Annotated in this window: 19 protein-coding genes; 9 read left to right on the forward strand and 10 right to left on the reverse strand. The window is 73.1% G+C overall.

Annotation, left to right across the window (positions count from 1 at the left end; all coding sequences use genetic code 11):
• Nucleotides 1–15: 15 nt before the first annotated feature.
• Nucleotides 16–615 (reverse strand): papain-like cysteine protease family protein, encoded by a 600-nt coding sequence (locus tag ACFWAR_RS14700; protein ID WP_385776854.1) that lies wholly within the window; start codon nucleotides 613–615, stop codon nucleotides 16–18.
• A gap of 355 nt (nucleotides 616–970) precedes the next feature.
• Nucleotides 971–1,477 (reverse strand): hypothetical protein, encoded by a 507-nt coding sequence (locus ACFWAR_RS14705; RefSeq protein WP_385776856.1) that lies wholly within the window; start codon nucleotides 1,475–1,477, stop codon nucleotides 971–973.
• 336 nt (nucleotides 1,478–1,813) lie between these two features.
• On the opposite strand from ACFWAR_RS14705, the gene ACFWAR_RS14710 reads away from it, so the two are divergent.
• Nucleotides 1,814–2,500: a TNT domain-containing protein gene (locus ACFWAR_RS14710; RefSeq protein WP_385776858.1), complete on the forward strand. Its 687-nt coding sequence runs from the start codon at nucleotides 1,814–1,816 to the stop codon at nucleotides 2,498–2,500.
• A gap of 114 nt (nucleotides 2,501–2,614) precedes the next feature.
• Entirely contained in the window at nucleotides 2,615–4,195 is a 1,581-nt protein-coding gene (locus ACFWAR_RS14715; protein WP_385776860.1) for a hypothetical protein, read from the forward strand.
• A 36-nt stretch (nucleotides 4,196–4,231) separates the two neighbouring features.
• On the opposite strand, the gene ACFWAR_RS14720 is transcribed toward ACFWAR_RS14715, so the two are convergent.
• Both ACFWAR_RS14720 and ACFWAR_RS14725 read right to left on the reverse strand, forming a co-directional pair.
• Nucleotides 4,232–4,735, reverse strand: coding sequence for a hypothetical protein (locus ACFWAR_RS14720; RefSeq protein ID WP_385776862.1), 504 nt, complete (start codon nucleotides 4,733–4,735; stop codon nucleotides 4,232–4,234).
• 77 nt (nucleotides 4,736–4,812) lie between these two features.
• Complete coding sequence (locus ACFWAR_RS14725; RefSeq protein WP_385776864.1) at nucleotides 4,813–4,992, reverse strand: hypothetical protein; 180 nt, start codon at nucleotides 4,990–4,992, stop codon at nucleotides 4,813–4,815.
• A 390-nt stretch (nucleotides 4,993–5,382) separates the two neighbouring features.
• On the opposite strand from ACFWAR_RS14725, the gene ACFWAR_RS14730 reads away from it, so the two are divergent.
• From ACFWAR_RS14730 to ACFWAR_RS14760, 7 genes are all read left to right on the forward strand, one after another.
• Entirely contained in the window at nucleotides 5,383–6,210 is an 828-nt protein-coding gene (locus ACFWAR_RS14730; RefSeq protein ID WP_385776942.1) for an ABC transporter ATP-binding protein, read from the forward strand.
• Nucleotides 6,207–6,959, forward strand: coding sequence for an ABC transporter permease (locus ACFWAR_RS14735; RefSeq protein WP_385776866.1), 753 nt, complete (start codon nucleotides 6,207–6,209; stop codon nucleotides 6,957–6,959). Before ACFWAR_RS14730 ends, ACFWAR_RS14735 begins: the two co-directional genes overlap by 4 nt.
• A 64-nt stretch (nucleotides 6,960–7,023) precedes the next feature.
• Nucleotides 7,024–8,124, forward strand: a complete 1,101-nt coding sequence (locus tag ACFWAR_RS14740; RefSeq protein ID WP_385776868.1) for an ABC transporter substrate-binding protein — start codon at nucleotides 7,024–7,026, stop codon at nucleotides 8,122–8,124.
• Between the two features lie 292 nt (nucleotides 8,125–8,416).
• Entirely contained in the window at nucleotides 8,417–10,615 is a 2,199-nt protein-coding gene (locus tag ACFWAR_RS14745; protein WP_385776870.1) for a hypothetical protein, read from the forward strand.
• Between the two features lie 229 nt (nucleotides 10,616–10,844).
• A complete protein-coding gene (locus tag ACFWAR_RS14750) occupies nucleotides 10,845–11,042 on the forward strand; it encodes a hypothetical protein (protein ID WP_385776872.1) in 198 nt (65 codons plus the stop codon).
• 85 nt (nucleotides 11,043–11,127) lie between these two features.
• On the forward strand, nucleotides 11,128–11,433 hold the full coding sequence (locus ACFWAR_RS14755; protein WP_385776874.1) for a PAAR domain-containing protein: 306 nt from the start codon (nucleotides 11,128–11,130) through the stop codon (nucleotides 11,431–11,433).
• 452 nt (nucleotides 11,434–11,885) lie between these two features.
• A complete protein-coding gene (locus ACFWAR_RS14760) occupies nucleotides 11,886–13,190 on the forward strand; it encodes a hypothetical protein (RefSeq protein WP_385776877.1) in 1,305 nt (434 codons plus the stop codon).
• Nucleotides 13,191–13,239: 49 nt separating this feature from the next.
• Here ACFWAR_RS14760 and ACFWAR_RS14765 read toward each other — a convergent pair whose 3' ends face one another.
• From ACFWAR_RS14765 to ACFWAR_RS14790, 6 genes are all read right to left on the reverse strand, one after another.
• Nucleotides 13,240–14,283: a thiopeptide-type bacteriocin biosynthesis protein gene (locus ACFWAR_RS14765; protein ID WP_385776880.1), complete on the reverse strand. Its 1,044-nt coding sequence runs from the start codon at nucleotides 14,281–14,283 to the stop codon at nucleotides 13,240–13,242.
• A complete protein-coding gene (locus ACFWAR_RS14770) occupies nucleotides 14,276–17,173 on the reverse strand; it encodes a lantibiotic dehydratase (protein WP_385776882.1) in 2,898 nt (965 codons plus the stop codon). The genes ACFWAR_RS14765 and ACFWAR_RS14770 overlap by 8 nt, the downstream gene beginning before the upstream one ends.
• A gap of 77 nt (nucleotides 17,174–17,250) precedes the next feature.
• Nucleotides 17,251–17,982 (reverse strand): DUF4255 domain-containing protein, encoded by a 732-nt coding sequence (locus ACFWAR_RS14775; RefSeq protein WP_385776885.1) that lies wholly within the window; start codon nucleotides 17,980–17,982, stop codon nucleotides 17,251–17,253.
• A gap of 56 nt (nucleotides 17,983–18,038) precedes the next feature.
• A complete protein-coding gene (locus ACFWAR_RS14780; RefSeq protein ID WP_385776887.1) occupies nucleotides 18,039–19,352 on the reverse strand; it encodes a hypothetical protein in 1,314 nt (437 codons plus the stop codon).
• Nucleotides 19,349–20,968, reverse strand: a complete 1,620-nt coding sequence (locus tag ACFWAR_RS14785; protein WP_385776890.1) for an NADase-type glycan-binding domain-containing protein — start codon at nucleotides 20,966–20,968, stop codon at nucleotides 19,349–19,351. The genes ACFWAR_RS14780 and ACFWAR_RS14785 overlap by 4 nt, the downstream gene beginning before the upstream one ends.
• Entirely contained in the window at nucleotides 20,968–21,615 is a 648-nt protein-coding gene (locus ACFWAR_RS14790) for a hypothetical protein (protein WP_385776892.1), read from the reverse strand. Before ACFWAR_RS14790 ends, ACFWAR_RS14785 begins: the two co-directional genes overlap by 1 nt.

The raw sequence follows: 21,615 nt of genomic DNA on the forward strand, positions 1-21,615 counted from the left end.
TGGGCACGGACACGGTCATCCCTTCCCGATCTCGTACAGCGAGTGGGTCCACCGGAAGGAGCCGTTGTCCCGGTAGTAGTCGTGCGAGCCCCAGTTGTAGCGGGTGTAGGAGGGCCAGGGGTCGCCCCAGTACACCCACTGCTTCGCCTCGTCGTAGCCGTACACGACGTGCATGTGCCCGCCGCCGGAGGTCCACAGGACCCTGGTCTCGACGGGGCGGCCCGCGTCGATCTCCGTCTTGACGGTGCTGTAGCGCAGCCAGCCGGTGACGTACTTCCCCGGTGCGATCCCGGCCCACCGCAGGGCCCGTTGGACGTTGCCCAGGTCCGCCTGGTCGTTGGGGCACTCGGTGTCCTGGCGCCGGTCGAAGGCGGCGTTGCAGAACGCGTTCTGGGAACGGTCCGCGCCCAGTTGCCGCGCGATCGTCGAACCGGCGGCCGCCCAACACCAGTTGGTCTTCTCCTGCGCACGCATGGCGATGTCGATCCGCACCGGCGCGGCCCGCGCCGCGCCGGTGGCGGCGACGGTGGCCGCGCCCACGAGCGCGGCGACGAGGACGGGAGCGAGTCGGTGGCGGCCGCGGACGGCCCGGGGGCCGGTGTGTTCCTTCCGCATGTGACGTCCTTCCCCGGGGGGCGCCCGCGGCGGTCTCCCGGCGCCCGGTACTCAGGTACTCGGTGGCCCGGCGCGCGGTCCGCGGACGCCCCCCGTGCCGTGGGCCCGCCGTGCGGGCCCGTCTCTGACGGGGAGTGAGCGAAAGCCAGGCTAGCGGCGGTACGGAACGAACGCGCATGCCAAGAGGAAAGTTGTCCGGCATATGACCTGATGTGCTCGTACCAGTGCGCGGGAGCCGATACGCCCCCGCACCCGATCCCGACACGGCCGTACGGGCTGGTGGGGCGGGCCCGATCCGGCGCGCCCCGGCCCGAATCGGCCCGGACGCGCCGCATGCATGCGGAGGGTGGTGGGACTACATCCAGATGGTGGAGGTGGCCACCACGCGTGCCCGGTCGGGCTGGGCGGGGTCGCCGTAGCGGACCTCGACGCGCGGGTGCGAGCGGATGAACTGCGCGTCGGTGACGACGACTTGACGCGGGTCCTTGACCGTGGCCGATATGACGTCGAGGTTGCGGAAGAGGCCCCGGTCACCGGTCGCGGGCGCGTAGAGGAAGAACACCCCGCCCGCGTAGGCGCGGGCGGCCGTCGCTTCGTCGAGGGTGAGGGCCCAGTGACTCAACGGCTGACCGCCGTGCCAGGTGGTGAGCTGTCGCGCGCGCAGGCCGTCGAGTTCGGCCCAGGCGAAGGGGTTGGGGCTGTCGGTCGGGGCCGCGGCGGCCCGGGCGGTGACGTCGGCCGCGGGCTGCGGTGCGGCCTGCGCGGCGACCGGTGCGAGGCCCAGGGCCAGCGCCGCGGCGGCGGTCACGGCCGCCGCGGCGACGAGGCGGTGGGACGGAAGGGGAAGGGGTCGGGTCGACAACGTCGTCTCCTTGTCCGAGGGGTACGGGCGCCACGTGTCGGGGTTCCGTCAGGGCCGACCGCACCGGACGTGATCATTCGGCGGATCCCCCGACCGTGGCAATCAGATGGGCACGGATCAGGACAACTCGGGACCGTCCGGATATCACCGCTCCACCCACCACCTTCCGGCGCCGCGGTCCGGCGCACCGGGCCCCTCCCGGCCGACATGTGACGGGTGCGCGGGCACGTACGAGCCGTCGACTCTGTCCGGATCGGGGCGCCGGGCGCGGGCTCCGCGCACCACCGAGTCGATCATGACGGGGATCCCCCGCCCCCCTCTGGAACGGAGCCCCCCGTGAGCCGGACCCGCACGCCCGGACGCACCCTCCCCTCCCTCCTCCTCTCCCTCCTCCTGCTCGCGCTGGCAACCCCGCCCGCGACCGCGGCGACCCCCTCCCCGGCTCCCGCGGCCGACGTCTGCACGGGCCGCTACGGCGACGACGCCCGCCTCGGTCCCGAGGTGCTGCCCACCCGCGACGGGCACCCCGTGGGCCGGCTGCTCGACGGATGGCGCCGGACCGGCGCGCTGGAACCGGCCGCGTTCCTCCGCCAGTACTGGGAGGGACCGCCGGAGACGGGACGCTGGAAGTACCCGCCGCACGACGGCTTCGCCGAGCTGAACGGCGTACCGGACCGGACCGACGACGCGCTGCCGCCGGGCAGCCTGCTGGACCGTTTCGGCCCGGACAGCGGCAGCTTCCTCGCACCGGCGGGCGACCCCTACCCGGCCCGCTCCCTCCCTCCCCAGAGCCTGCGGACGCGTCCGGGCGGGGCCGCCTGCGACTACCACGTCTACGAGGTGCTGCGGACGCTGCCGGTGCGGCGCGGCCCCGCGGCTCCCTGGTTCGAACAGCCCGGCGGCGGAACCCAGTTCAAGCTGGACGCCGCCCTGCTGGACCCGGGCCCGGCGCAGCGCCTGAACGTGAAGTGGCTCCTCGACCACGGCTACCTCGCCGCGCGCACCGCCACCCCGGCGCCGTGAACGTCCGCCGGATCCGCCGGAAGGGGACAGGTGCTGTACTCCTGGCGCTACCGCCCCGGGACGGGGCCTCGTAGCGTCGGAAGGCGGAACCGACCGCACCTGTGAGGCAGCCCCATGACCCAGACCAGTCCCGAGGTGGAGCGGCGACGGACCGCCGCCCCGCACCGCACGTCCTCCACCCGGCCTCCGAACTCGGCCCCGAGCGGCCCCCCGGGGCTGATGGCGCAGGGACCGGTCGGGGGGACCTCCTTCGAGCGGGCCCGCCGCCTGTTGGAGGACGCCGACAACGACTGGGTGACGGCGAAGGACATGTACGGCGGCTCGGGCGGCTCCGCCGACCGGATGCGCGAGATCTTCTTCTACCGCAAGGTGCTCATCGACTCCATGCTCCTGCGGCTGCGCGCCCGCTACCCGCACCTGCGCATCCGCTCGGTCGGCAGCAACAACCCCACCTCGGACTACGACATCACGGTCAGCGGGGCCGGGGCGGCCGCGGCCGTCGCCCTCTTCAACGCGGAGTTCCGGGCCGAGTGGGGCAAGGAGTCCGCGACCGTCTTCGACGTGAACCTCTACGTCAAGGACTTCATGCCGGAGCGCGGCAACTTCGCCTTCCCGTACGTCCCCGGGACCGAGGGACTGCGCTGGCAGGAGACGGAGCTGCTGGTGGGCGGCGGCCGGGAGGCGCTGCGGCCCCGGCGCTGGACCCCGCGGGCGGACGGCGGCTGGGAGGGCGTCGGGGCCCGCGCCCTCGGCGCGGAGGCACCCGACCCGCAGGGCATCGTCGAGCCGGCCGGTGCGAGGGCGCGCGAGGTGGCCGAGGCCGACCAGGACGTGGCCGCGCTCAGCAAACTGCGCAAGTACCTGACGGCCGATCAGTGGCAGGCGTACGTCGAGCGGTTGACCGGACTGCTCCCGGCCCCGGCGGCGCAGGTCGCCCGGGCCCGGCACGACACGGCGGACGCCGTCCACCGCCGGGCCGTGCACGAGCTGGCCGAACGGCTGCGCGCGGAGACGGGGCGGGTGCGGCCCGCGACGCACGACGAGGCGTACATCGAGGAGCTGGAACACAGCAGCCCCGACGCCGTCATCCGGGCCCGCAACCTCATCTACACCGAACACGCCGCCCGATTGGGCGAGGCCCAGCAGCAGTTCGCGGACCACCCGTCCGACGACCTCGCGCTGCGGATCCGGCGGGACACGAGCTACGCGCTCTGGCACGCGATGGAGGCCTACCACTCCCAGGGCGCGGTCCTCGACGTCGTCGGCAAGCAGGCCGGGAGCGCGGTCGGCGTGACCGGCGCCCACTACCTCCAGTCTTTCAACGAGCAGCTCGGCGACCTGCTCAAGGACCTGCGCCACTACACCGACGCGGGCGAGGCCTTCTACCGCAGCGCGAAGTACCTCCAGCGGATGACGGCCGCCGCCCGCCGCGTCCTGGAGTCCTCGGGCGCGGGCCTGGCGGACGCCGATCTGGCCCTGCTGACCCAGCTGGAGGAGATCGGCTCGGCCGACGGCACCCTGCTGGCCCTGCGCGGCGGCAAGGAGGAGTACGAGACGGCCTCCGCGGCCGACCGCTCCGACATCGCCGCCGGCGTCTACGGCCGCACCCTCGCGGTCGACGACCACGAGGGCCTGCGCCGCCGCGTCCTGGAACTCGCCGCCCGGGTCAACGCCGCCCTGCGCGGGGCCCGGTAGGGCCGGGCCGGGCCGCCCCCGGGCGTCGGGTCGGCGTCAGCGTCGGGCGGGCTCGTTCCCGCCGCGGGCCGGGGCGGGTACGACGGCGATCGCGGCCGGGTCGGCGTCGGTCGGGTGCCACACCTGGCCGCCCTCGGACCGGCGGGCCAGGCCGAAGTCGGCGAGCGCCCGCAGGTGGCGGACCACGGTCGGCGCCGTGAACCCGGCGGTGGCGCACAGCTCCGCGACGCTCGCCCCCGCCGGTCCGGAGCCCCGCAGGCCCTGCCAGGTCCGCGCGGCGGGCAGCCCGAGGCCACCGCCGCTCACCGGGACCGTGAACACGGGGGCCGGCCCGGTGTCCCCGTCGCGGGGCCCTCGCGCCTCGGGAGCGGGCGCGGGCGCGGGCACCGGTGCGACCGCGGTGGCGACCTCCACGGCCCGCGCGGCCGGTGGCCGCCGCTTGCGCGGCGAGCTTCCCGGCAGCCGCAGCGGGGCCCGGCCCACCGGCCGGGGTGTCCGGTTCACCTCACGGTGCTTGCGGCCCTTCTGACGACGGCTCATCCGCGTCCCGTCCCTTCCTCGGCGGTGATGACACGGATAGAACGAGTGAGCGGCTGACAGGTGACTGCCGGACCTGATCAGGCCTGCTCCCCGTCGCCTTCGGCGGGGCGGGGCACGGTGGTCCCGGGGAGGTGGGCGTCGAGCGCGGCGAGCCGGGCCCCGGCATCGATGCCGTCGACCGCGGGATCGCCCAGCAGGCCGGAGACGACGAGCGCGGACCACAGACGGGTGCCGCACTTCTTCAGGTTCTCGAACACGAAAGGGTCCCACGGAGCGCGAAGGGGCGGGGCGGTGGTCCGAGTATGGGGCAGCCGGGCCCCGAACGCCCTCCCCCGAACGGCCCGTCCTCCACCGGTCGACCCCGAGATCCTGCTGGACGTACGGCCCGCGCCGCAATCGCGCAATACCCAAAAGTCGACTCTTCGGCAGCTTTTGAATCGGCCTATTTCTGAGAGAATCAGGGAATCGGATCAAGATCGACCCCGAGTCCACGAACGAATACGCTCCGACTCCCCTCCCCCGCCGCATGTGCGACCTCTGCGAATTCTCGAATTGATTCCCTTATGCCTTCACCTCGCCTTCCCGATGACGCTCCTGCATGTGTTCCCGCCGGTCCCGCCGGTCCCGCCCTTCATGACGAACCGTCGATTTGCCTGCGGAACGTCGGTTTCGCCTATCCGGACCGGCACGGCGGTGGTACCGGCCCGCCGGTGCTCGAAGGCGTCGATCTGGCGGTGGGGCCCGGCCGCTTCGTCTCCGTCGTCGGCCCGTCCGGCTGCGGGAAGTCCTCCCTGCTCAACCTCGTCGCGGGGCTCGCCCTCCCCACGACGGGACGTGCGGAGGCCTTCGGCCGTCCGGTGGGCGGCCCACGACCGGGCGTCGGGTACGTGTTCCAGCAGGACGTGCTCCTGCCCTGGAAGACGCTCCTGCAGAACGTGGCGCTCGGCCCGCTCCTGGCCGGGACGGAGCGGGCCGCGCGCACCGCTCTGGCCCGGGACTGGCTGCACCGGGTCGGTCTGGCCGGGTTCGAGGAGTCGTACCCGCACCAGGTGTCCGGCGGGATGCGCAGGCGTGCGGCCATCGCGCAGACCTGGATCACCGACCCCGACATCCTGCTCATGGACGAGCCCTTCGCCTCCGTCGACGTGCAGACGCGGCAGTTGCTCGGGGACGAGCTGCTCGCCCTGTGGGCGGGCTCGGCGAAGACGGTCCTGTTCGTGACGCACGACCTGGAGGAGGCGGTCTCGCTCTCCGACGAGGTGGTGGTGCTCTCCTCCGGCCCGGGCAGCACCATCGTCGACCGCTTCGACATACCCCTGGAACGACCCCGGGCCCTCATGGACATCCGGACCGGCCCCGAGTTCCGCGAGGTCTACTCCCTCATCTGGAACTCGCTGCGCGGGGAGGTCGCCCGGGCCCAGAGCCGTACCGGGCCGTCGTCCGGCGCGGCGGCGGACGCGGGGCGGCGGCGATGAGCCTGCGGAGCCGGGTGGCCCTGCACACCGGCATCGTCGTCCTCGTCCTCGGCAGCTGGGAGTTCGCCACCGCGCGGGGCTGGAGCGACCCGTTCTACCTCAGCCGTCCCTCGGCGATCGCCGACCGGCTGGCCGACTGGTTCGGCTCCGGCAGCATCTGGCCGCACCTGGGCACCACCACCGTCGAGGCACTGCTCGCGCTCGTCGCCGGTACCGTGCTCGGCCTGGCGGCGGGGCTGGCGTTCGCCCGTTCCCGCGTGCTGTCGACGGTGCTCGGGCCGTACGTCACGATGCTGAACTCGCTGCCCCGGGTGGTACTGGCGCCGCTGTTCCTGATCTGGTTCGGGCTGGGCATCTGGTCGAAGGTGGCCTTCGGCATCACGCTCGTCTTCTTCGTGGTGTTCTTCAACGTCCACCAGGGCGTCCGGGACGTCGATCCGGTGCTGGTCCGGCACGTCCGGATGCTGGGCGCCGGCGATGCGCAGCTGCTGCGCCAGGTCCACCTGCCCGCGGCGCTGACCTGGCTGTTCTCCAGCCTGCACACCGGTGTGGGGTTCGCGCTGGTGGGTGCGGTCGTCGGCGAGTACCTGGGCGCCTCGCAGGGTGTCGGCTATCTCATCGCGCAGTCCGAAGGCGTGCTGGACACCACTGGCGTGTTCGCCGGGATGGCGGTCCTGGCCGTCCTCGTCCTCGCCGTCGACGCGGGCGTCCGGCGTGTGGAGCGGCGCCTGCTGCGCTGGAAGCCGTGACGCACGCGCCCCTCCCCGCTCCCGCTTTTCCGCTCCCCCTCCGTCCCCTCCTGGAAGGACGCCCATGCGTTCCGCACGCCTCGTCGCCCCCACCCGTCCGTCTCCGCGCCGTCCCGGGCGTCGTCGCGGCGCCGTACCCCTCCTCGCCCTCGCCCTCGCCGGCCTCCTGACGCTCGTGCTCGGCGGCTGCGGGTCGCCGCCCGCCGACGCGGGCGGCGCCCGCACCAAGGTGACGATCGGCATCGGCGGCCAGCCCCTGCTGCCGTACCTGCCGACGACCCTGGCCCAGCGGCTCGGCTACTACGAGGACGAGGGCCTCGACGTCGAGCTGCAGGACCTGGGGAGCGGGTCCAAGGCGCTCCAGGCGATGCAGGGCGGCAGCGTGGACGTGGCCTCCGGGTACTACGACCACACCGTGCAGATGCAGGCCAAGGGCAAGGACGTACGGGCCTTCGTCAACATGCTCCGCACCCCCTCCATCGTGCTCGCGGTCTCGCCGAAGGCGTCGCGGGAGATCCGCGGCGTGGAGGACCTGAAGGGCGCCAAGGTCGGGATCACCGCACCGGGCTCCTCCACCGACTTCTTCCTCAAGTACCTCCTCGGCAAGAAGGGGCTGGCGCCCGACGCCGCCTCGGTCCAGGCCGTGGGTGGTGAGGCCGCCGCCATCGCCGCGATGGAGTCCGGCCGCGTGGACGCCGCCGTGATGGTCGACCCGGCGGTCTCGCTGCTCCAGAAGCGCATGGGCGGCCGGGAACTGCGGATACTCGCCGACACCCGTACACCGCAGGGCTCCCAGGAGGTGTTCGGGGTCCCCAGCTACCCCGCGGCCGTCTTCTACGCCGGTCACTCCTGGCTGGAGAAGAACGAGGCCACGGCGACGAAGCTGACCCGCGCGATGCTCCGCACGCTGCGCTGGATCCAGGACCACTCGGCGCGGGAGATCGCCGACGCGATGCCCAAGGAGTACGCGGCCGGTGATCCGGAGGTCTACCGCGCGGCCATCGAGCACGCCAAGCCGGGCTACTCCGCCGACGGCGCCGTCGACGCGGACGGCGCCCGCGCGGCGGCGGCCCTGCAGAAGTCCTTCTCGCCCGAGGTCGCGGCCAAGGAGATCGACCTCGAACGGACCTACACCAATGACCTGGTCGGGGCCGCATCCCGCTGACGACTGCGCACGGCACCAGGGTTGAGCCAGAAGCTCCCAACCATGTGCAGACGCAAATTTTAACCACTTTTGCCCACACCCTGTTCACCACCGGCGACAATCGGCCATCCGTGGCGTGATTACCGTGGATAGGGGTCATCCCCCATCACTCGGCCCGTCCGTCCTCTCGCCCACGGGCGACTCCGCACGCGGAAAAGGCATGCCCGGGGCGCAGCTCCTCGCCGCCGTCACCGCCATGCACGCTCGGCGTGACACCCCGCCCCGAACCGCGAGCCGCCACACAAGGAAGCCCATGTTCGACAAGCGACGTAACGATTACCAGAACAAGAAACGCACGGCGCAGGGGAAGGAGGAGCTGCACATGCAACAGCTCCTCGCCTCGGCGCAGAGCACCATGCCCGCCGGGCACGCCGCAGCTCTGAGGGCCTGGAGTGAGGACAACAATCCGGGCGGGGGTGTCCGCCAGGAAACGGTGATCGACATGCGTCGGGTGCTGTTGGACCAAGCGCACGATTTCAACCCCAACCCCTATCCGGAGACGTTCACACCCGAGCAGCGGTACAACAGCAGCTCGCCGTACCTGCGGACGCTCATGGTCGCTCTGGCCCTCAGCACACTGGCCGGAGGAAGCTACGCCGCCTGGCAGTATTCCGGCGGTAGCGGACAAGAGGGGGGAACGGGCGGAAACCCAGAGGGTGGGCCGGGCGGAAGCCACGAGGGCGGAACGGGCGGATACGCGGAACCGGTACACCACGTGGCGGTCAGGCCCAAAATGATGAGCGACTCTCAGGTCAAGGACCCGCAAACGCTCAACCACAACTCGGACGGGCACACCAGGGACCCTGAGAACCTGCTCAACATATGGGCGAACAGTCGCGGTGGAGCGGGCCTGTCACCCGACACCAAGACCGCGATCAACCCCAACACCAAAAGCCCGATCACCGGGCAAGAACTCGGAGACGCGGCGGCCAACGCGCTCAACATGGCGGCCGGCACCATCTCCATCTCGCACACCCCCGGCATCGGGTACGGCAAGTTCGGGTGGTCGCCGAAGCCATGGCGTGCCGGTGTGTCGCTTCCCGGTGCGCCGACGACCGGCGGTGACGCGGTGGCGTGGGCCGGCATGTGCGTGTTCATCGTGCAGAAGACCTGCGAGATCGACACCGTCCCGACACAGCTCGCCTGTCAGATCGCGATGAACCTCCTGGAGAGGTTCGACCGAGGAGTCGGACAGATACAGGACTTGGTCGTCGTGAACAGCAGCCTGCGCTGGGGACGGCGAGGTGAGAACATATACAAATCCATCGCATCGAGCGCCAAGCTACAAGAGGCCGCGAGCACGTACCTCAAGAAGAAGTACGGAAACGCCGACCCCCTCGTCAACATCGAGACCCGTGACTACCACAAGGCGCGCCAGGAAATCGGCTTCTTCGCCAAGCCGCTGGACATACCCGAGTTCACCGAGCAGGACTACAACCGCTTGAGGGAGTCGATCGACTACGCCGTCTCCTTCACTGCCCTGTCGGACCGTGTCACCAAGGTCACCAGGAAGGTGGAGTCCCTCTTCACGGCGGACTCCGACCCCGCGGGGAAGACCGAAGCGATGACAGGGCTCAGGACGGGCCTCGTCCGTATCGCCGACCACCTCTCGCAGGCGTACGTCTCGGCGCTTCCGCACGAATACCAGAACGTCGTGGAACGACGGATCGACGAGATGACCGGGGGGCAACAGCAGTCCACCGACAACCGACAGAGCGTCTGGGGTCAGATCTCCGCGCAGTACGAGAAGCTGAGCGTCGATTTCCTCTCCAACCAGTTCGAGTCCTGGTTCAGCCAGAGCACGCGGCAGGACGACCTCCCGAACCTGACCGAGGGTGTGCAGATCTACTCCCAGTCGGAGTGGGATTCCCTCTGGGCCGACGTGCCCCCCAGGGTGGTGCTGTCTCAGACGTTGCCCACGACCACGACCACGACCACGACCACCGTCCCGTCTTCGGATGTCGGAGACGAGTCGCACCACGTGATCTCGCACGATGACTTCCCCAGTGCCACCGCGGAGGTCCGTCCGAAGATCAGCATCAGCAGCGGACAGCCCTGGTGGATCTCGTCCTCGGGCAATGCCGAGGCCAAGATGGCGAGCGGTACCGACTCCGGGCAGGAGTTGGGCAATGCACCGCGTGCGGCAGGTAGCTCCTTCAGCATCGACCGGGCGCAGAACATGGACTCCAACGTCCTGCTCTTCTCCGGTCAGGCGAGGGAGACGGGGTGGTGGGAGATCAAGGCCGAATCGGGCGTCCTCTTCACGAGGTCGACGATGAAGATGGAGCTGGTGACGCGCTACACCGTGAACGCCATCGGCATCGCGAAGATGACCTTCAGCTGTGACGGCCGTACCGAAGAGGTGGCGAGCGCGGGGACCGGCCTTCACCGGATCAAGAACTTCGTCTTCGACTGTCCCGCGAACGCCGACATGTCCGTCAACGTCCCTTGAGCCGAGCCGTGGAGAACGCCTGGGGCCTTCCGCCCGGGTAATACCTGTTCCGGGGGCGCCCATGGTGCTCCCGGAACAGGGGGAGGCGATGCCCGGGTCCGCCTGTCGGCGGGGCCCGGGCCGTCCGTCCGAGGTCCGTCATCCGGAGCGCCCCCCGGGGCGCCGGGACCAGACCCAACGGCCTGCCCCGCCGGCGCACTTCGGCCCCATTTAGGCGCCTTGCCGCAAGGTGGTCGTCTCCATCGGCGGAGAGAAGGGGAACGTCCTGGTCACGGACGCGGCGTCGGCGACCCGGCTCGCGGACTCCACGTACCGGCTGATGCAGGAGTACGGGATCGACATCGACATCGAGCACGGCAGCCTGCAAGCCGACGCAGACCTGGCCGTCGCTCGGCGGCGCGATGAGCTGGTCGTCATCCTTCGATGACAAACAGTCTCCTCCCGACCGTCCGCCTTCCGCCTGACGCGCCGTACGGTCGCGAGGGACGACCCCTTCCAGAAGGAGGTGCCCCATGCCCCCCGCAGCCCGGGTGACCGACATGCACACCTGCCCCATGCAGACCCCTGCGGTCCCGGCCCCGATCCCCCATGTCGGCGGCCCCATCCTGCCGCCGGGCAAGCCCACCGTCCTCATCGGCAATCTGCCCGCGGCCACCGTCGGCAACCAGTGCGTCTGCGCCGCCCCGGCGCCGGACATGATCCTCGCCGGCAGCTCGTCGGTGATGATCGGCGGTCTGCCGGCGGCGCGCATGGGGGATGCCACCGTCCACGGGGGAACCATCGCCGCGGGCCTGCCGACGGTGATGATCGGCGGCTGACCCCGGACCACGGCCGCACTCCGAAGGAACCCGCCCCCGCATGACAGCGACGCCCAGCGGCACCACGCCCGTCCCCCTGTTCCGGGAACGTGCCGGAGCCGTGGAGGAACTCCCCTCGGGCGGGGGCGCGAGAGGTCCGCCGGGTCCACGCATTCTTCGGGCAGCAGCACCACGCCACCCCAACTGAACCTGCGGGAGCCGGGCCGTGCCCGACTCCCCCGGGAAGGAGAAGAATGCCTGGCAACGGAAGTTACGCCATCGTCGATCCCAAGCGGTTGAAAGGCGATCTACAGAGCGGCAGGACACCGAAACCGACGTATCGCGCGGTCGATTTCGACGCGTCCAGCCCACCCGCCGGTCCTTCACCGTCTCACCAGCCCGCCCCCCAGGGGGCGTCTGCGCAGGGCATCGACGACCGGGCGGCCGTCAGGCTCCAGCAATGGGGCATCGGCATGAACCTGGCGTCCGTGCCCCGGGCCGTGCTCGATCAGTACGGTACGGCGCCTCCCCAGGTGGACCCGACCGTCGCCCTCGCGCACGGAGCCCTGCCCCATCAGGTGAGCGGCATGGTGAGCGGGATCATCGGCCTCCCGGCGGGGCCCGTCGCCATGGCCGGTGACATCGTCGAACTGCGCAAGCGGTGGCGTGCGCGCCGTGAGGCGATCCGTACGCACGAGGAGACGACGGGCCTGGAGTTCGCTCCGCAGGACCTGCCGATGACGTACGCGCAGACGTCGCTGGGAGCGAAGTCGGCGTCTTTGGCCGAGCAGACGATCGGGACCGCCGCTTCGGGTGTCTCTCTGGCCAAGGGCGGCCTCACCCTGGCGGAGAACGCCGTGAACGGTTTCCACGTCCAGGCGTCGGCGCTCTCGGGAATGTCGTACTTCACCGGTCCGGTGGGGGTGGCCTTCGGCGCGTACCACGTGGGCAAGGGCGTCACCAGCCTGGTCCGCGCGAGCGACGTGAAGTCGCGGCTGCGGGCATGGCCCGGAATGCCTCCCTACGCGCATACGGCGGAGGGGAAGGAGCGCGTCGAGCGGGTCGAGGAACTGAGCGCGCGGCGCAACGGGCTCCTCAAGGAGATCCTGGGGCCGCGTGACGCGGGTGATCTGGCCTGTGAACTGCACGCGGTGACCGCCCGACTCACGCAATCGCAAAGGGATCTGAAGGCGCATGTGGAGCCCTACCAAGAGCTGCGTGACCAGCTCGCGGGCATCCACGAGTACGCCGTGGAGCAGCGCTCCCGACGGCAGGTCAAACGAGCCGCCCAGCTGGGCACCGACGGATTGGGGACCGCCGGCGGCGCGATCGGCATCGCGGCCGTGGCCGGAGCCGCGGTCCCCGTCGCCGGATGGGCGGTCGCCGGTACCGTCGCGGCGGCGACGATCGGGACGGGGGCGTACAAGGTCTCCCGGTCCGTGTACAAGCGCTACCAACGGGCCGCACAGGAGCCGGGCGATCTCAGCGCGAGCGCGAGGTTCTGGTGGGCCCTGGCCCTCTGGCGCCCGGTGGGAACGTCGACTCGGCAGGTGTTGGCCGCGCGGCTGTACGAGCTGGCGGCCGGACCTGACGGTCCGGCCTCCCGAGCGGCCCAAGAGCTGCTTCGAGCCCTCCAGTTGGGTCCCGAGGACTTCGCCGAGCACCGGCGTCTGGACGGAAGGGTCCGGCTGACGGAAGCGGAATGGCGCGACTCCCTCCATGCCCCCGCGGAGAAGGAGGCATGGACCGGGGCCATCGAGAAGAAGCTGTCGACCTGATGACCCCGGGCCGGGGCGTCCCTGACGGCGCGACGGAACCCCGTGGCGTTCAGGGACGCCCCGGCCCGGCCAGGTCGTGCAGGGCCTGGGCCAGCAGGAGGCGGACGTAGGTCTCCTGCTGGAGTCCGAGGCCGACGCGGTTGGCGAACTGCTGCGCGGCCCGGACCAGGACGTGGTGCGCGGCGACGGCCGCGTCCGGCGGGCGGCGGATCCCCGCCCACGCCGCGTCGGGGCAGTACGGGCCCGGGCCGACGGGCGGGTACGTCCGCTCGGGGGCCAGCGCGGTGAGCCGGGCCGCCAGCGTGCGCACCGAATGGGACCAGGCGGCGGCCGGTCCGGTGCCCCGCGCGCAGTGCGCCGCGGGGTGGGCGTCGTCGGGGACGCCCACGCTCCGGCGGCGTGCGCCCGCGGCCCACAACCGGCTGGTCTGCTCGCGCAGGCTCGCGCCCAACTCCCGGTAGGTGGCCTGGGCCTCGCCCGCTATCCGGCGCCGTTCCGAGGGCCGCGGCCGGGCCAGGATCACCTGGGGGTCCGCCAGCCGGGCGCACTCGGCGATGCTCAGGCCCGACGCGGCGAGGGCCATCGTCAGGTGGCCCAGCGCCACGTTCATCCGGGCCTGCGGGGTGGGGGCACCGGCGAGCAGGGCCAGCGCCAGGTTGCTCGACTGGGCGAAGTGCCGCTCGACGGCGGTCACCGCCTCGCCGGACCCGGACCAGTCGGGCTCCCGGACGTACGGGACCTCCTCGATGCCGTCCGGTGTCCACACCGACCGGCCGCCCGCCCGCGGTTCGTGCGTACGGGCGTACGCGGCGAGGCGCCCCTCGGCGGCCCGCCGCACCGCGCCGATCTGCACGGGCTGGGCGGGCAACAGCCGCAGCCGCAGGTGGGGTCCGCCCTCACCGGAGCGCAGGAAGAACCAGCCGCGCAGCAGCCCGGCGTCCTCCAGCCCGCGCACCAGCGGGGTCACGGCCCGCGCCAGCAGCAGGTCCAGGTCGCCCCGGTGGTGGACGTGCAGGCTCACCCAGTCGTCGGCCGAGGCCCAACCACGGCTCGGCAACCGCCCCTTGTGGGGGGAGAATCCCCTGCTAGTCACATCGCACCTCCAGTCCGTTGATCTCCAGGGCGTACTCGGTCACCCCGGTCCTGCGCTCCGGGCCGGGCAGGGCCTCCTGGAGCACGAGGACCGCGTCCGCGGCCCCCGCCCCGCACGGCAGGGAGCGGGTGAAGGCGGCCAGCAACGGGTGCACGGCCACGTCGACGTACAGCGGGAGCGGCCCCGGCCGTTCCGCGGCGCCCGGGCCGGACTCCACCCGGGCGAAGAACTCCCGCGGCACCCCGTGCGCGTCCAACCAGGCGGCGAGCCGCACCAGGTAGGCGTGCTCCGGCTCGGCGGGCCGGGGCACCGGGAAGAGCCGCACGGGCAGTCGCCAGGCGGCCCGGCGCAGGGTCAGCAGGCCCAGCTCCAGGCGCGGCCGCAGCCGCACCGCACCGTCCGGGGGGACCGGGCCCGGTACGTCCCAGGGCAGCCGGTCCGGCGCCGCGTGCACCCCGAAGCCGCGGACCAGGAAGCGCAGTGCGGGCGGCAGCAGCGGCAGCGCCATGCTGCCCAGGTGCAGCGGGACCACGACCGCGTCCAGCCGCGCCGAGCGCAGCACCGGCAGCCCGGTGGTCGGGTCGAGGGCCACCCGCAGGTCGGCGAGCTGGACCCGCTGCTCGCGCGTGCGGTCGGCGTCGGTGGTGGTGAAGGGGTAGTCGATGCGGTGGTCCACTCCGGCGGCGCGCAGGTTGAGGTTCGAGCCGAAGGCCCCGTCGGTCTCCGCGTAGATCCGGCCCGGCGCGGTGGCGGCGTACCGGGGCCGGGGCGCCCCGGCCGGGTCGGCGCCCCGGCGGCTCGCGTCCTGGTCGCGCAGCCGGTCGTACCGGGCCCGGCCCGCGCCGAATCCGGTGCCCAGGCCCGCGAGCACGGCCCGCTGCGGACCTCCGCCCCCCGCGCCGGTCGGATCGTCGTCGTCCAGCGGCTGGACGAAGCAGGTCAGCGAGTCCGGTGCGCGGACGTGCGTCGGCAGCGCCGCGAGCAGGGCGTCGAGCCGGTCGGCATCGACCCGGACGGCGCCGTGCGCCCCGCCCTCCTCCCCCGGTCCGTCGCCCAGCAGGTCCAGGGCGCGGGCGCGCAGTGCGGCGAGCGCGCGCAGCGGGCCGAGCGCGCCGACCGCGAGCGCGCCGTCGTCCGCCGCGCCCGGCCCCGCGAGCAGGGCGCGCAGCTCGGCCGCCCCGATCCGGCCGGGCGCCGGGGCGTGCACGGCCCGCGCGGACTGTTGGACGTAGCGGTAGAACGACAGCAGCGGCAGCCCGCCGGGGAACCGGTCGCGCAGCACCGAGGCCAGCGCCAGCTTGAGCGGCAGGTCGGCGTCGAAGAGCCCGGCGAGGCGGCGCACGGTCTGGAGGTCCGCGCAGACGGGCGCCCACCGCTCCCCGGGCAGTGCCACGGCGGTGTCCGACAGGAGGTTCTCGTGGAAGGGGGTGCGCGCGGCGGTCCGGTTCCGGCTCCGGGCCCGCAACCGGGCGGGCACCCGGACCCGCTCACCGGGGGCGGGGGTCAGCTCGGGCGCGCGCAGGACGGTACGGGCGTCGGCCCGGGTCGCGGCCCGCTCGCCCGGGCCGTCGCTCTCCTCGTACGCCCGCAGCAGCCGCCGCAGTTCGCGCAGCGGGGCCGCGACGCTCCGGGTGCCGGGGGCGGGGGTGGGGGTGGGGGTGGTGCCGGGCGGGAGGGCCGGGGCTACGGGCTGCGACGGCTCGACCCAGGTCAGGAGTTCGCCCAGCCGGTCCGGGGCCTGGTCGGCGAAGGGCAGGCGCAGCTCCAACAGGCCGACCGCGGCCAGGGCGTCGACGAGGGCGTCGGCCTGCCGCGGGGTGCGGCCGCCCAGGGCGAGGAGATCGGCGCGCAGCCCGCCGAGGGTGGCGCCGCCGGGGGCCTCGCGGACCAGGCGCAGGCAGCTGCGCACGGCCTCGTCCGCGGGCGTACGGGCGACGGGCTCACCGGTGTCGGCGCTGAGGAACCACAGGTGGCCGTCCTCCTCGACGGCGCTCGGGTTGACCCGTACGGCGAGGCGGCGGGCCAGCTCGGGGCGGGTGGCGAGCTGCCAGGCGAGCTGCTGGAGCATCCAGGCGCTGGGTTCCACGACGCCGCGCGGCGCGTCCTCGTGGGCGGGGGCCCCGCCGCCCGCCCGCTCGGCCGGGTCCGCGCCCGGGTAGGGGTCGTCGTGGAAGGAGCCGTCGGCGGTCACGGTGAAGGTCGCGAACCGACTGGGCCGGGTGGCGGCCCGGGCCACCTGCCGGGCCAGCAGCCGCAGTACGGAGTCGCAGGGCCGCGCGGCCGGGTCCTGGAGCCAGCGCTCCAGCTGGGCGAAGACCTCGGGGCTGCCCTGCACCAGGCCGCGCCGGAAGCCGCGGCCGCCGACGGCGGTGCGCAGCGCGGCGGTGGTGGCGGGGGTCTCGGCGGCGTGGATCCCGGCGAGTTCGGCGGCGCAGAGCCGGTAGCGCTCCAGCTCGCCGAGCCACCGCTCGACGCGTTCGCCCACCTCGTCGGGGAACGCGTCCCACACCTGCTGCGCCCACACCCAGTCGGCGGGCGGTACCAGAGCGGCGAGGGCGGAGCGGACGGCCGCGACGGCGGGCCGCAGCCCACTGGTCGCGGTCGCGGTCGGGCCGACGGCCGTACCCGCACGGGCACGGGGTGAGGGCCGGGCCAGCAGCGCGGAGAGCAGCTGCCCCTCCTCGGTCAGCCAGCGGTGCGCCGGGACGAGGGAGTCGACGGCCGCCCAGGTACGGGTCGCGCGCAGCGCGGCCAGCTCCCCGGCCGGTACCCCGGCGGTCCGCACCACGAACGTCGGCGCGACCCAGAGTCCCGGATCCGCGCCCGGCCCGTTGCCCGGCGTCACCACCGGTCCGGTGAACCGTCGCGCCGCCCCGCCGAACTGCCGCACTGTCCTGCCCGCCTCGCCTGTGGTCCGAGAATCCCGAAGGTGCCGGGATGAGCATCCCGACGGTGCCGGGATTCAATCTAGGCGCCGGATTCCGCCTGGTGCGGGGCAGAAGATGACGGTGTGTATCCACTGGAGGACTTCACGCCGAGCTCCTCCACGTTGCGCCGCGGCCGGGCCGTCCCGCGGGGCCGGGGCGCGCGGGGCCGCGGCTCCGGCGCCACGATCGGCGGGTCGAGCGTGGCGGCCCGCAGGCCGAACTCCCGGATCGGTTCGGTGGTCACCTTCGCGCCCGGCGGGCTGACGGGCACGGTCACCAGCAGGTCCAGGACCGGCCGGGCGGGGGTGCCCAGGCCCGACCAGAGCTTCGACGCGGGGGATTCGGCGCCGTCGGGGACTTCGCGCAGGTGGAGCGTCGGCCGGTCCACCAGGGAGGTGCCGCCGTACGGGGACGGGGCGGGCGTCAGCCGCTCGGTGGCGACGCACCACTCCAGCAGGGTGCCCAGCAGTCGGTGCTCGTCGCGCGGGCTGTGGCCCCACACGGTCATGGCGTACCCGAGCCGGAAGGACCGGGGCGGCTTGCTGCGGCCGATGACGACGCCGTTCTCGTCGATGACGTTGGTGTCGCCCGCCTGCCGCTTGGTCGTGTCCTCCTCGATGGTGTGGAGGAAGAGGTTCAGGCACAGACCCGAGCGCCGGGCCGCCCAGTCGGAGTTGGGCGTCTCGAAGGCGATCTCCGCGTTCACCCCGCGCAGCGGGCCGGCGCGCAGCTCGCGCTCCAGGGTGTCGTCTACGTGCTGAACGATGCTCATGGGACGGTCGGTTCCTCGATGTGGGGGGGTGGGGGTGCGGCGCGGGGGGCGACCGGTCACGACGGCGGCTTGATCTCCACGGCGTTGGGGCCCTTCAGCGGGATCAGCTCGCCGACGATCACCGCGGTGGCGTCGCAGGTGGTCGGGCCGGGGGAGGACGACGGTCCGGGGCTGGGGGACTGCCCGCCGGTCTGCGGCGGTTGGCAGTCCAGCTTGAGGGTGACCTTCTCCTTCTCCTTCGGCGAGAGCGTCTCCGGAATGGGGACCTCCTTGGGATTGGTCACGGGCTGGCTGCTCAGCTGGGAGCCCGCGACCAGCACGAAGAGGCTGCCCGTTCCGTTGCCGGTGAGCTGCACGGCCTTGAAGGAGAGGCGGTAGCCGTCGGGCACGGTGTAGCTGTCCTCCGGCTTGCCGCCGGGCCGACTGCTGACCACGAGCGACTTTTGGACCTGCTGCTTCTTCAGGGCGCCCACGTTCTCCTTGTCCTTCTTGTCCTTCTCGTCCTTCTGCTTCTCCTTCTCCTCCTCCTGCTTCTTCGCGTCCTCCTCCTTCTTCTGCTCCTGCTGGACCGCCTCCATCTGCGTGGGGCCCTTGGCGGACTCGGTCGCGGCCTTCGGTTTCTTGCCGCCCACCGGCGAGACCCACAGCACCGCGAAGGCGACCAGCGCGGTCACCACCGCGATCAGCGCCTTGAGCACCGGCTTGGGCATCAGCGGGCGCTGGCGGTGGGTGAAGGAGGCGGAACCGTCCTCGGCGTGCTCCTGCTCGATGTGGATCACGATCGGCCAGTTGGCGGCCGTCCCCGTGAACATCGGGTTCCGCACCCGCGTCATCAGGGCCACCCGGGCCTGTTCCCCCGGCTTCAGCACCAGCCGGGAGCGGCGCAGCGACACGGCCAGCGGGGCGTCGTCGGCCTCCGGCGCGACGCGCAGCCGCACCGTCGCCGTCGCGTTGCCGGTGTTCTCCACCAGGACCAGGTTGCTGCTCCACAGCGCCCCGGCGACCCGCGGCCGGTCCGCCTCGACCTCGGCGTCGTGGAACTCGCCGACCTGGATGTCCGCTTCGGGGACCGCCACCGCGTCCGGGTCCTCCACCGAGGCCACCCGGACGGCGAAGGTGAGCGGGCCGGGGGCCAGCTCGCTGTCCCGGGGCAGCGAGATCGGGATGTTGATCTTCTCGTGGTTGCCGGGGTACACCGGCAGCTGCCCGAGATCGGGCTCGGCGTCCGGCCACCACGCGGGCGGTCCGACCAGCCGCAGCTGGTACGCGTCCACGATCCGGCTCTCGTTCCACACCCGCAGGTGTGCGGTGAGGGCCTCGCCCGGGGTGATGACGGCGTCGGGGACGGTGAGTTCGGCACGCAGGCTCATGTCGCCTGCCTGCTGAAGAACTGGATCTCGGCCATGGCGACCGGCATGTTCGGCTTCAGCCCCGGGTTCACGGCCTCGATCTTGACCTGGACCGCCACCACGTTGTCGATGCCCAGGTCGAAGCGCTGGGGACCGGGCTGGCCGCCCAGCGTGATCTCCTTCTCCACCAGACCCCGGTCCGTGGTCGTCGCCGTCACCAGGATCTTGGTGGGCCGCCCGGTCTGCCAGAACTGCCCCGGCGTCTTGGACGCGCCGTTGATGATGAGCAGCGACGTCAGGCGGAAGGGGGCGTTGAAGTCGGCGGTCCAGTACTGGCCCACCGCCTTCTGGCCGGGGTCCTTCGGCGCCCACGCCTTGTTGTCCACGCCGTCCGCGGCCAGGTTCGCCTCGAAGCCCTTGGCGGCGCTCGACGCGGACACCTTGTCCGGCGGCACCTGGTACTGCGACAGGAAGCGGTCCTTGACCAGCGGCACGGCTCGCTGCGCGGCCGCCGCGGCACTGCCCATCGACATGCCCGCCGCCATGCACACCGGCAGGGCGACGGCCACCACGCCCCAACGCCGGTCCCAGTGCCACACGTCCGGGCGCTCCAGGTAGTCCTGCTTGATCCGCTGCCAGCGGGTGGGCTCCGGCGGCTCGGGCTCGGGCCGCAGCAGCGCCCCGCACGGGTGGCAGTACGTACGGTTCTCCGCGTTGGGCTGGCGGCACCCGGGGCACAGCAGCAGGTGCGGGACGCCGCCCGCGGGGGTCGCGTCCTCGCCGGGGGCGACCTGCGGGGGCTCCGGCATGGCGGTGCGCAGCACCACCTGGCCGCTGATCACCTGGGTCCGCTCGGCGGCCGACTCGGCCGCCGGGGTCACGTAGCCGACCGGGGCCGCCGGGTACCCGACCGGCGCGGCCGCGTACCCGACGGGCGCGGCGCCCGAAGCGGCCGCCGCGGTGAACTCCGAGGGGGAGCGCGCGGCTTGGGGCCGGGCCGGTTGCGGGCGGGCGGTCGGCGGCGCGGGCGCGGTGGGCGCCTGCGCGAACAGCGGGTCGGGGCGGAACAGCTCCCCGGTGAGGTCGGTGCCCCGGCCGGTGCGGTTCTCGCGCAGCCCCTGCGGCCAGCCGCCCGACCCGGTCGGCGCGGGCTGGTACGGGGCCTGGGGTCCGGGCCCGTAGGCGTTCGCGTCCGGGCACGTGGGCCTCTGGGGCGGCACGGGTATCGACTCCGGTATCGGCACCGACGCGGGTACGGGCGCGGCGGTCGGTGCGGCGGCCGGGTATCCGGCTCCCCCGGCGGGGTACCCGGAGCCCGACCAGGGACCGGCCGCGGCCGCGTGGGACGGGCCGGTGCGCTCCGGGCCCGGGCCGGTCTTCGGGCCGGTCTCCGTGTGCGGACCCCGGTGCGAGCCCCGCCCGGGACCGGCACCCGCACCGGCCGCGCCGCCGGCCGTCGGCTCCGGAGCAGGGCCCGGATCCACCACCCTGTTGCTCCCGGTGACGTCCCACCCCATGTACGCCCCGCAGGACACGCAGAACATCTCGCCCGGGTACGCCACGACCCCGCAGCCGGGGCAGACGTCCTGCTCGGTCTCCACGTGCCAGCCGCGCCGACCCGACTGGGCCGACCCCATCAGTACGAACCCCCTGCCGCGCCCCGCACGAGCAGCGGGTCCTCGTCGTCCTCGACCACGACCTCGGCGGTGACGTGCGCCGGGATCCACTCCCGGACCAGCTCCGTCACGTCCTCGGCGACCCCGGCCCGGCCTCGGGACGTCCCGTACGGCAGCAGCACGCGCAGCCGCGCCCGCGCCGTGCCCGGTACCGGGGTCGACGGGTCGTCCGGCCCGGCGGCGCAGTGCGTGCCGCCCGACTCCGTCAGCTCCAGCCGCCCGCCCAGCACGTAGCGCACCAGCAGGTCGAGGCCGGCCCTGGTGCCGCGCAGCCCGTGCAGCCGGTGGCCCAGCAGCAGTGCGTTGCGCCGTCCCTGCGGGCCCACGCAGGCGGGCAGGGCGGTGAGGCTCCAGTCCAGCATCCAGGTCACGAAGGTGTCCGGTGCGGTGCGCGGGTCGAAGTACGCGTCCAGGCAGTCCAGTGCGGTGATCAGCGGGGCGAGCGCGTCGTCGAACCCGACCAGGTACCGGTCGGCGAAGTCGCCCTGCCGGTAGCTCTCCGGCAGGATCGCCCGCAGCGACCTGCTGCCGTGCACCAGCGGCGGCACCGCGGCGACGGCCTGCCTGATCGCCGGGTGCAGTGGTGCCCCCAAGGGCAGTCTTTCCAT

It is taken from the genome of Streptomyces sp. NPDC059917, from assembly GCF_042730635.1.
Lineage (GTDB): Bacteria > Actinomycetota > Actinomycetes > Streptomycetales > Streptomycetaceae > Streptomyces.

Excerpts from the sequence above, each read along its gene's own strand:
- ACFWAR_RS14700 (WP_385776854.1), bottom strand. The coding sequence starts at position 615 with ATGCGGAAGGAACACACCGGCCCCCGGGCCGTCCGCGGCCGCCACCGA.
- ACFWAR_RS14715 (WP_385776860.1), top strand. The coding sequence starts at position 2,615 with ATGACCCAGACCAGTCCCGAGGTGGAGCGGCGACGGACCGCCGCCCCG.
- ACFWAR_RS14720 (WP_385776862.1), bottom strand. The coding sequence starts at position 4,735 with ATGAGCCGTCGTCAGAAGGGCCGCAAGCACCGTGAGGTGAACCGGACA.
- ACFWAR_RS14735 (WP_385776866.1), top strand. The coding sequence starts at position 6,207 with ATGAGCCTGCGGAGCCGGGTGGCCCTGCACACCGGCATCGTCGTCCTC.
- ACFWAR_RS14740 (WP_385776868.1), top strand. The coding sequence starts at position 7,024 with ATGCGTTCCGCACGCCTCGTCGCCCCCACCCGTCCGTCTCCGCGCCGT.
- ACFWAR_RS14745 (WP_385776870.1), top strand. The coding sequence starts at position 8,417 with ATGTTCGACAAGCGACGTAACGATTACCAGAACAAGAAACGCACGGCG.
- ACFWAR_RS14755 (WP_385776874.1), top strand. The coding sequence starts at position 11,128 with ATGCCCCCCGCAGCCCGGGTGACCGACATGCACACCTGCCCCATGCAG.
- ACFWAR_RS14760 (WP_385776877.1), top strand. The coding sequence starts at position 11,886 with ATGAACCTGGCGTCCGTGCCCCGGGCCGTGCTCGATCAGTACGGTACG.
- ACFWAR_RS14775 (WP_385776885.1), bottom strand. The coding sequence starts at position 17,982 with ATGAGCATCGTTCAGCACGTAGACGACACCCTGGAGCGCGAGCTGCGC.
- ACFWAR_RS14780 (WP_385776887.1), bottom strand. The coding sequence starts at position 19,352 with ATGAGCCTGCGTGCCGAACTCACCGTCCCCGACGCCGTCATCACCCCG.
- ACFWAR_RS14785 (WP_385776890.1), bottom strand. The coding sequence starts at position 20,968 with ATGGGGTCGGCCCAGTCGGGTCGGCGCGGCTGGCACGTGGAGACCGAG.
- ACFWAR_RS14790 (WP_385776892.1), bottom strand. The coding sequence starts at position 21,615 with ATGGAAAGACTGCCCTTGGGGGCACCACTGCACCCGGCGATCAGGCAG.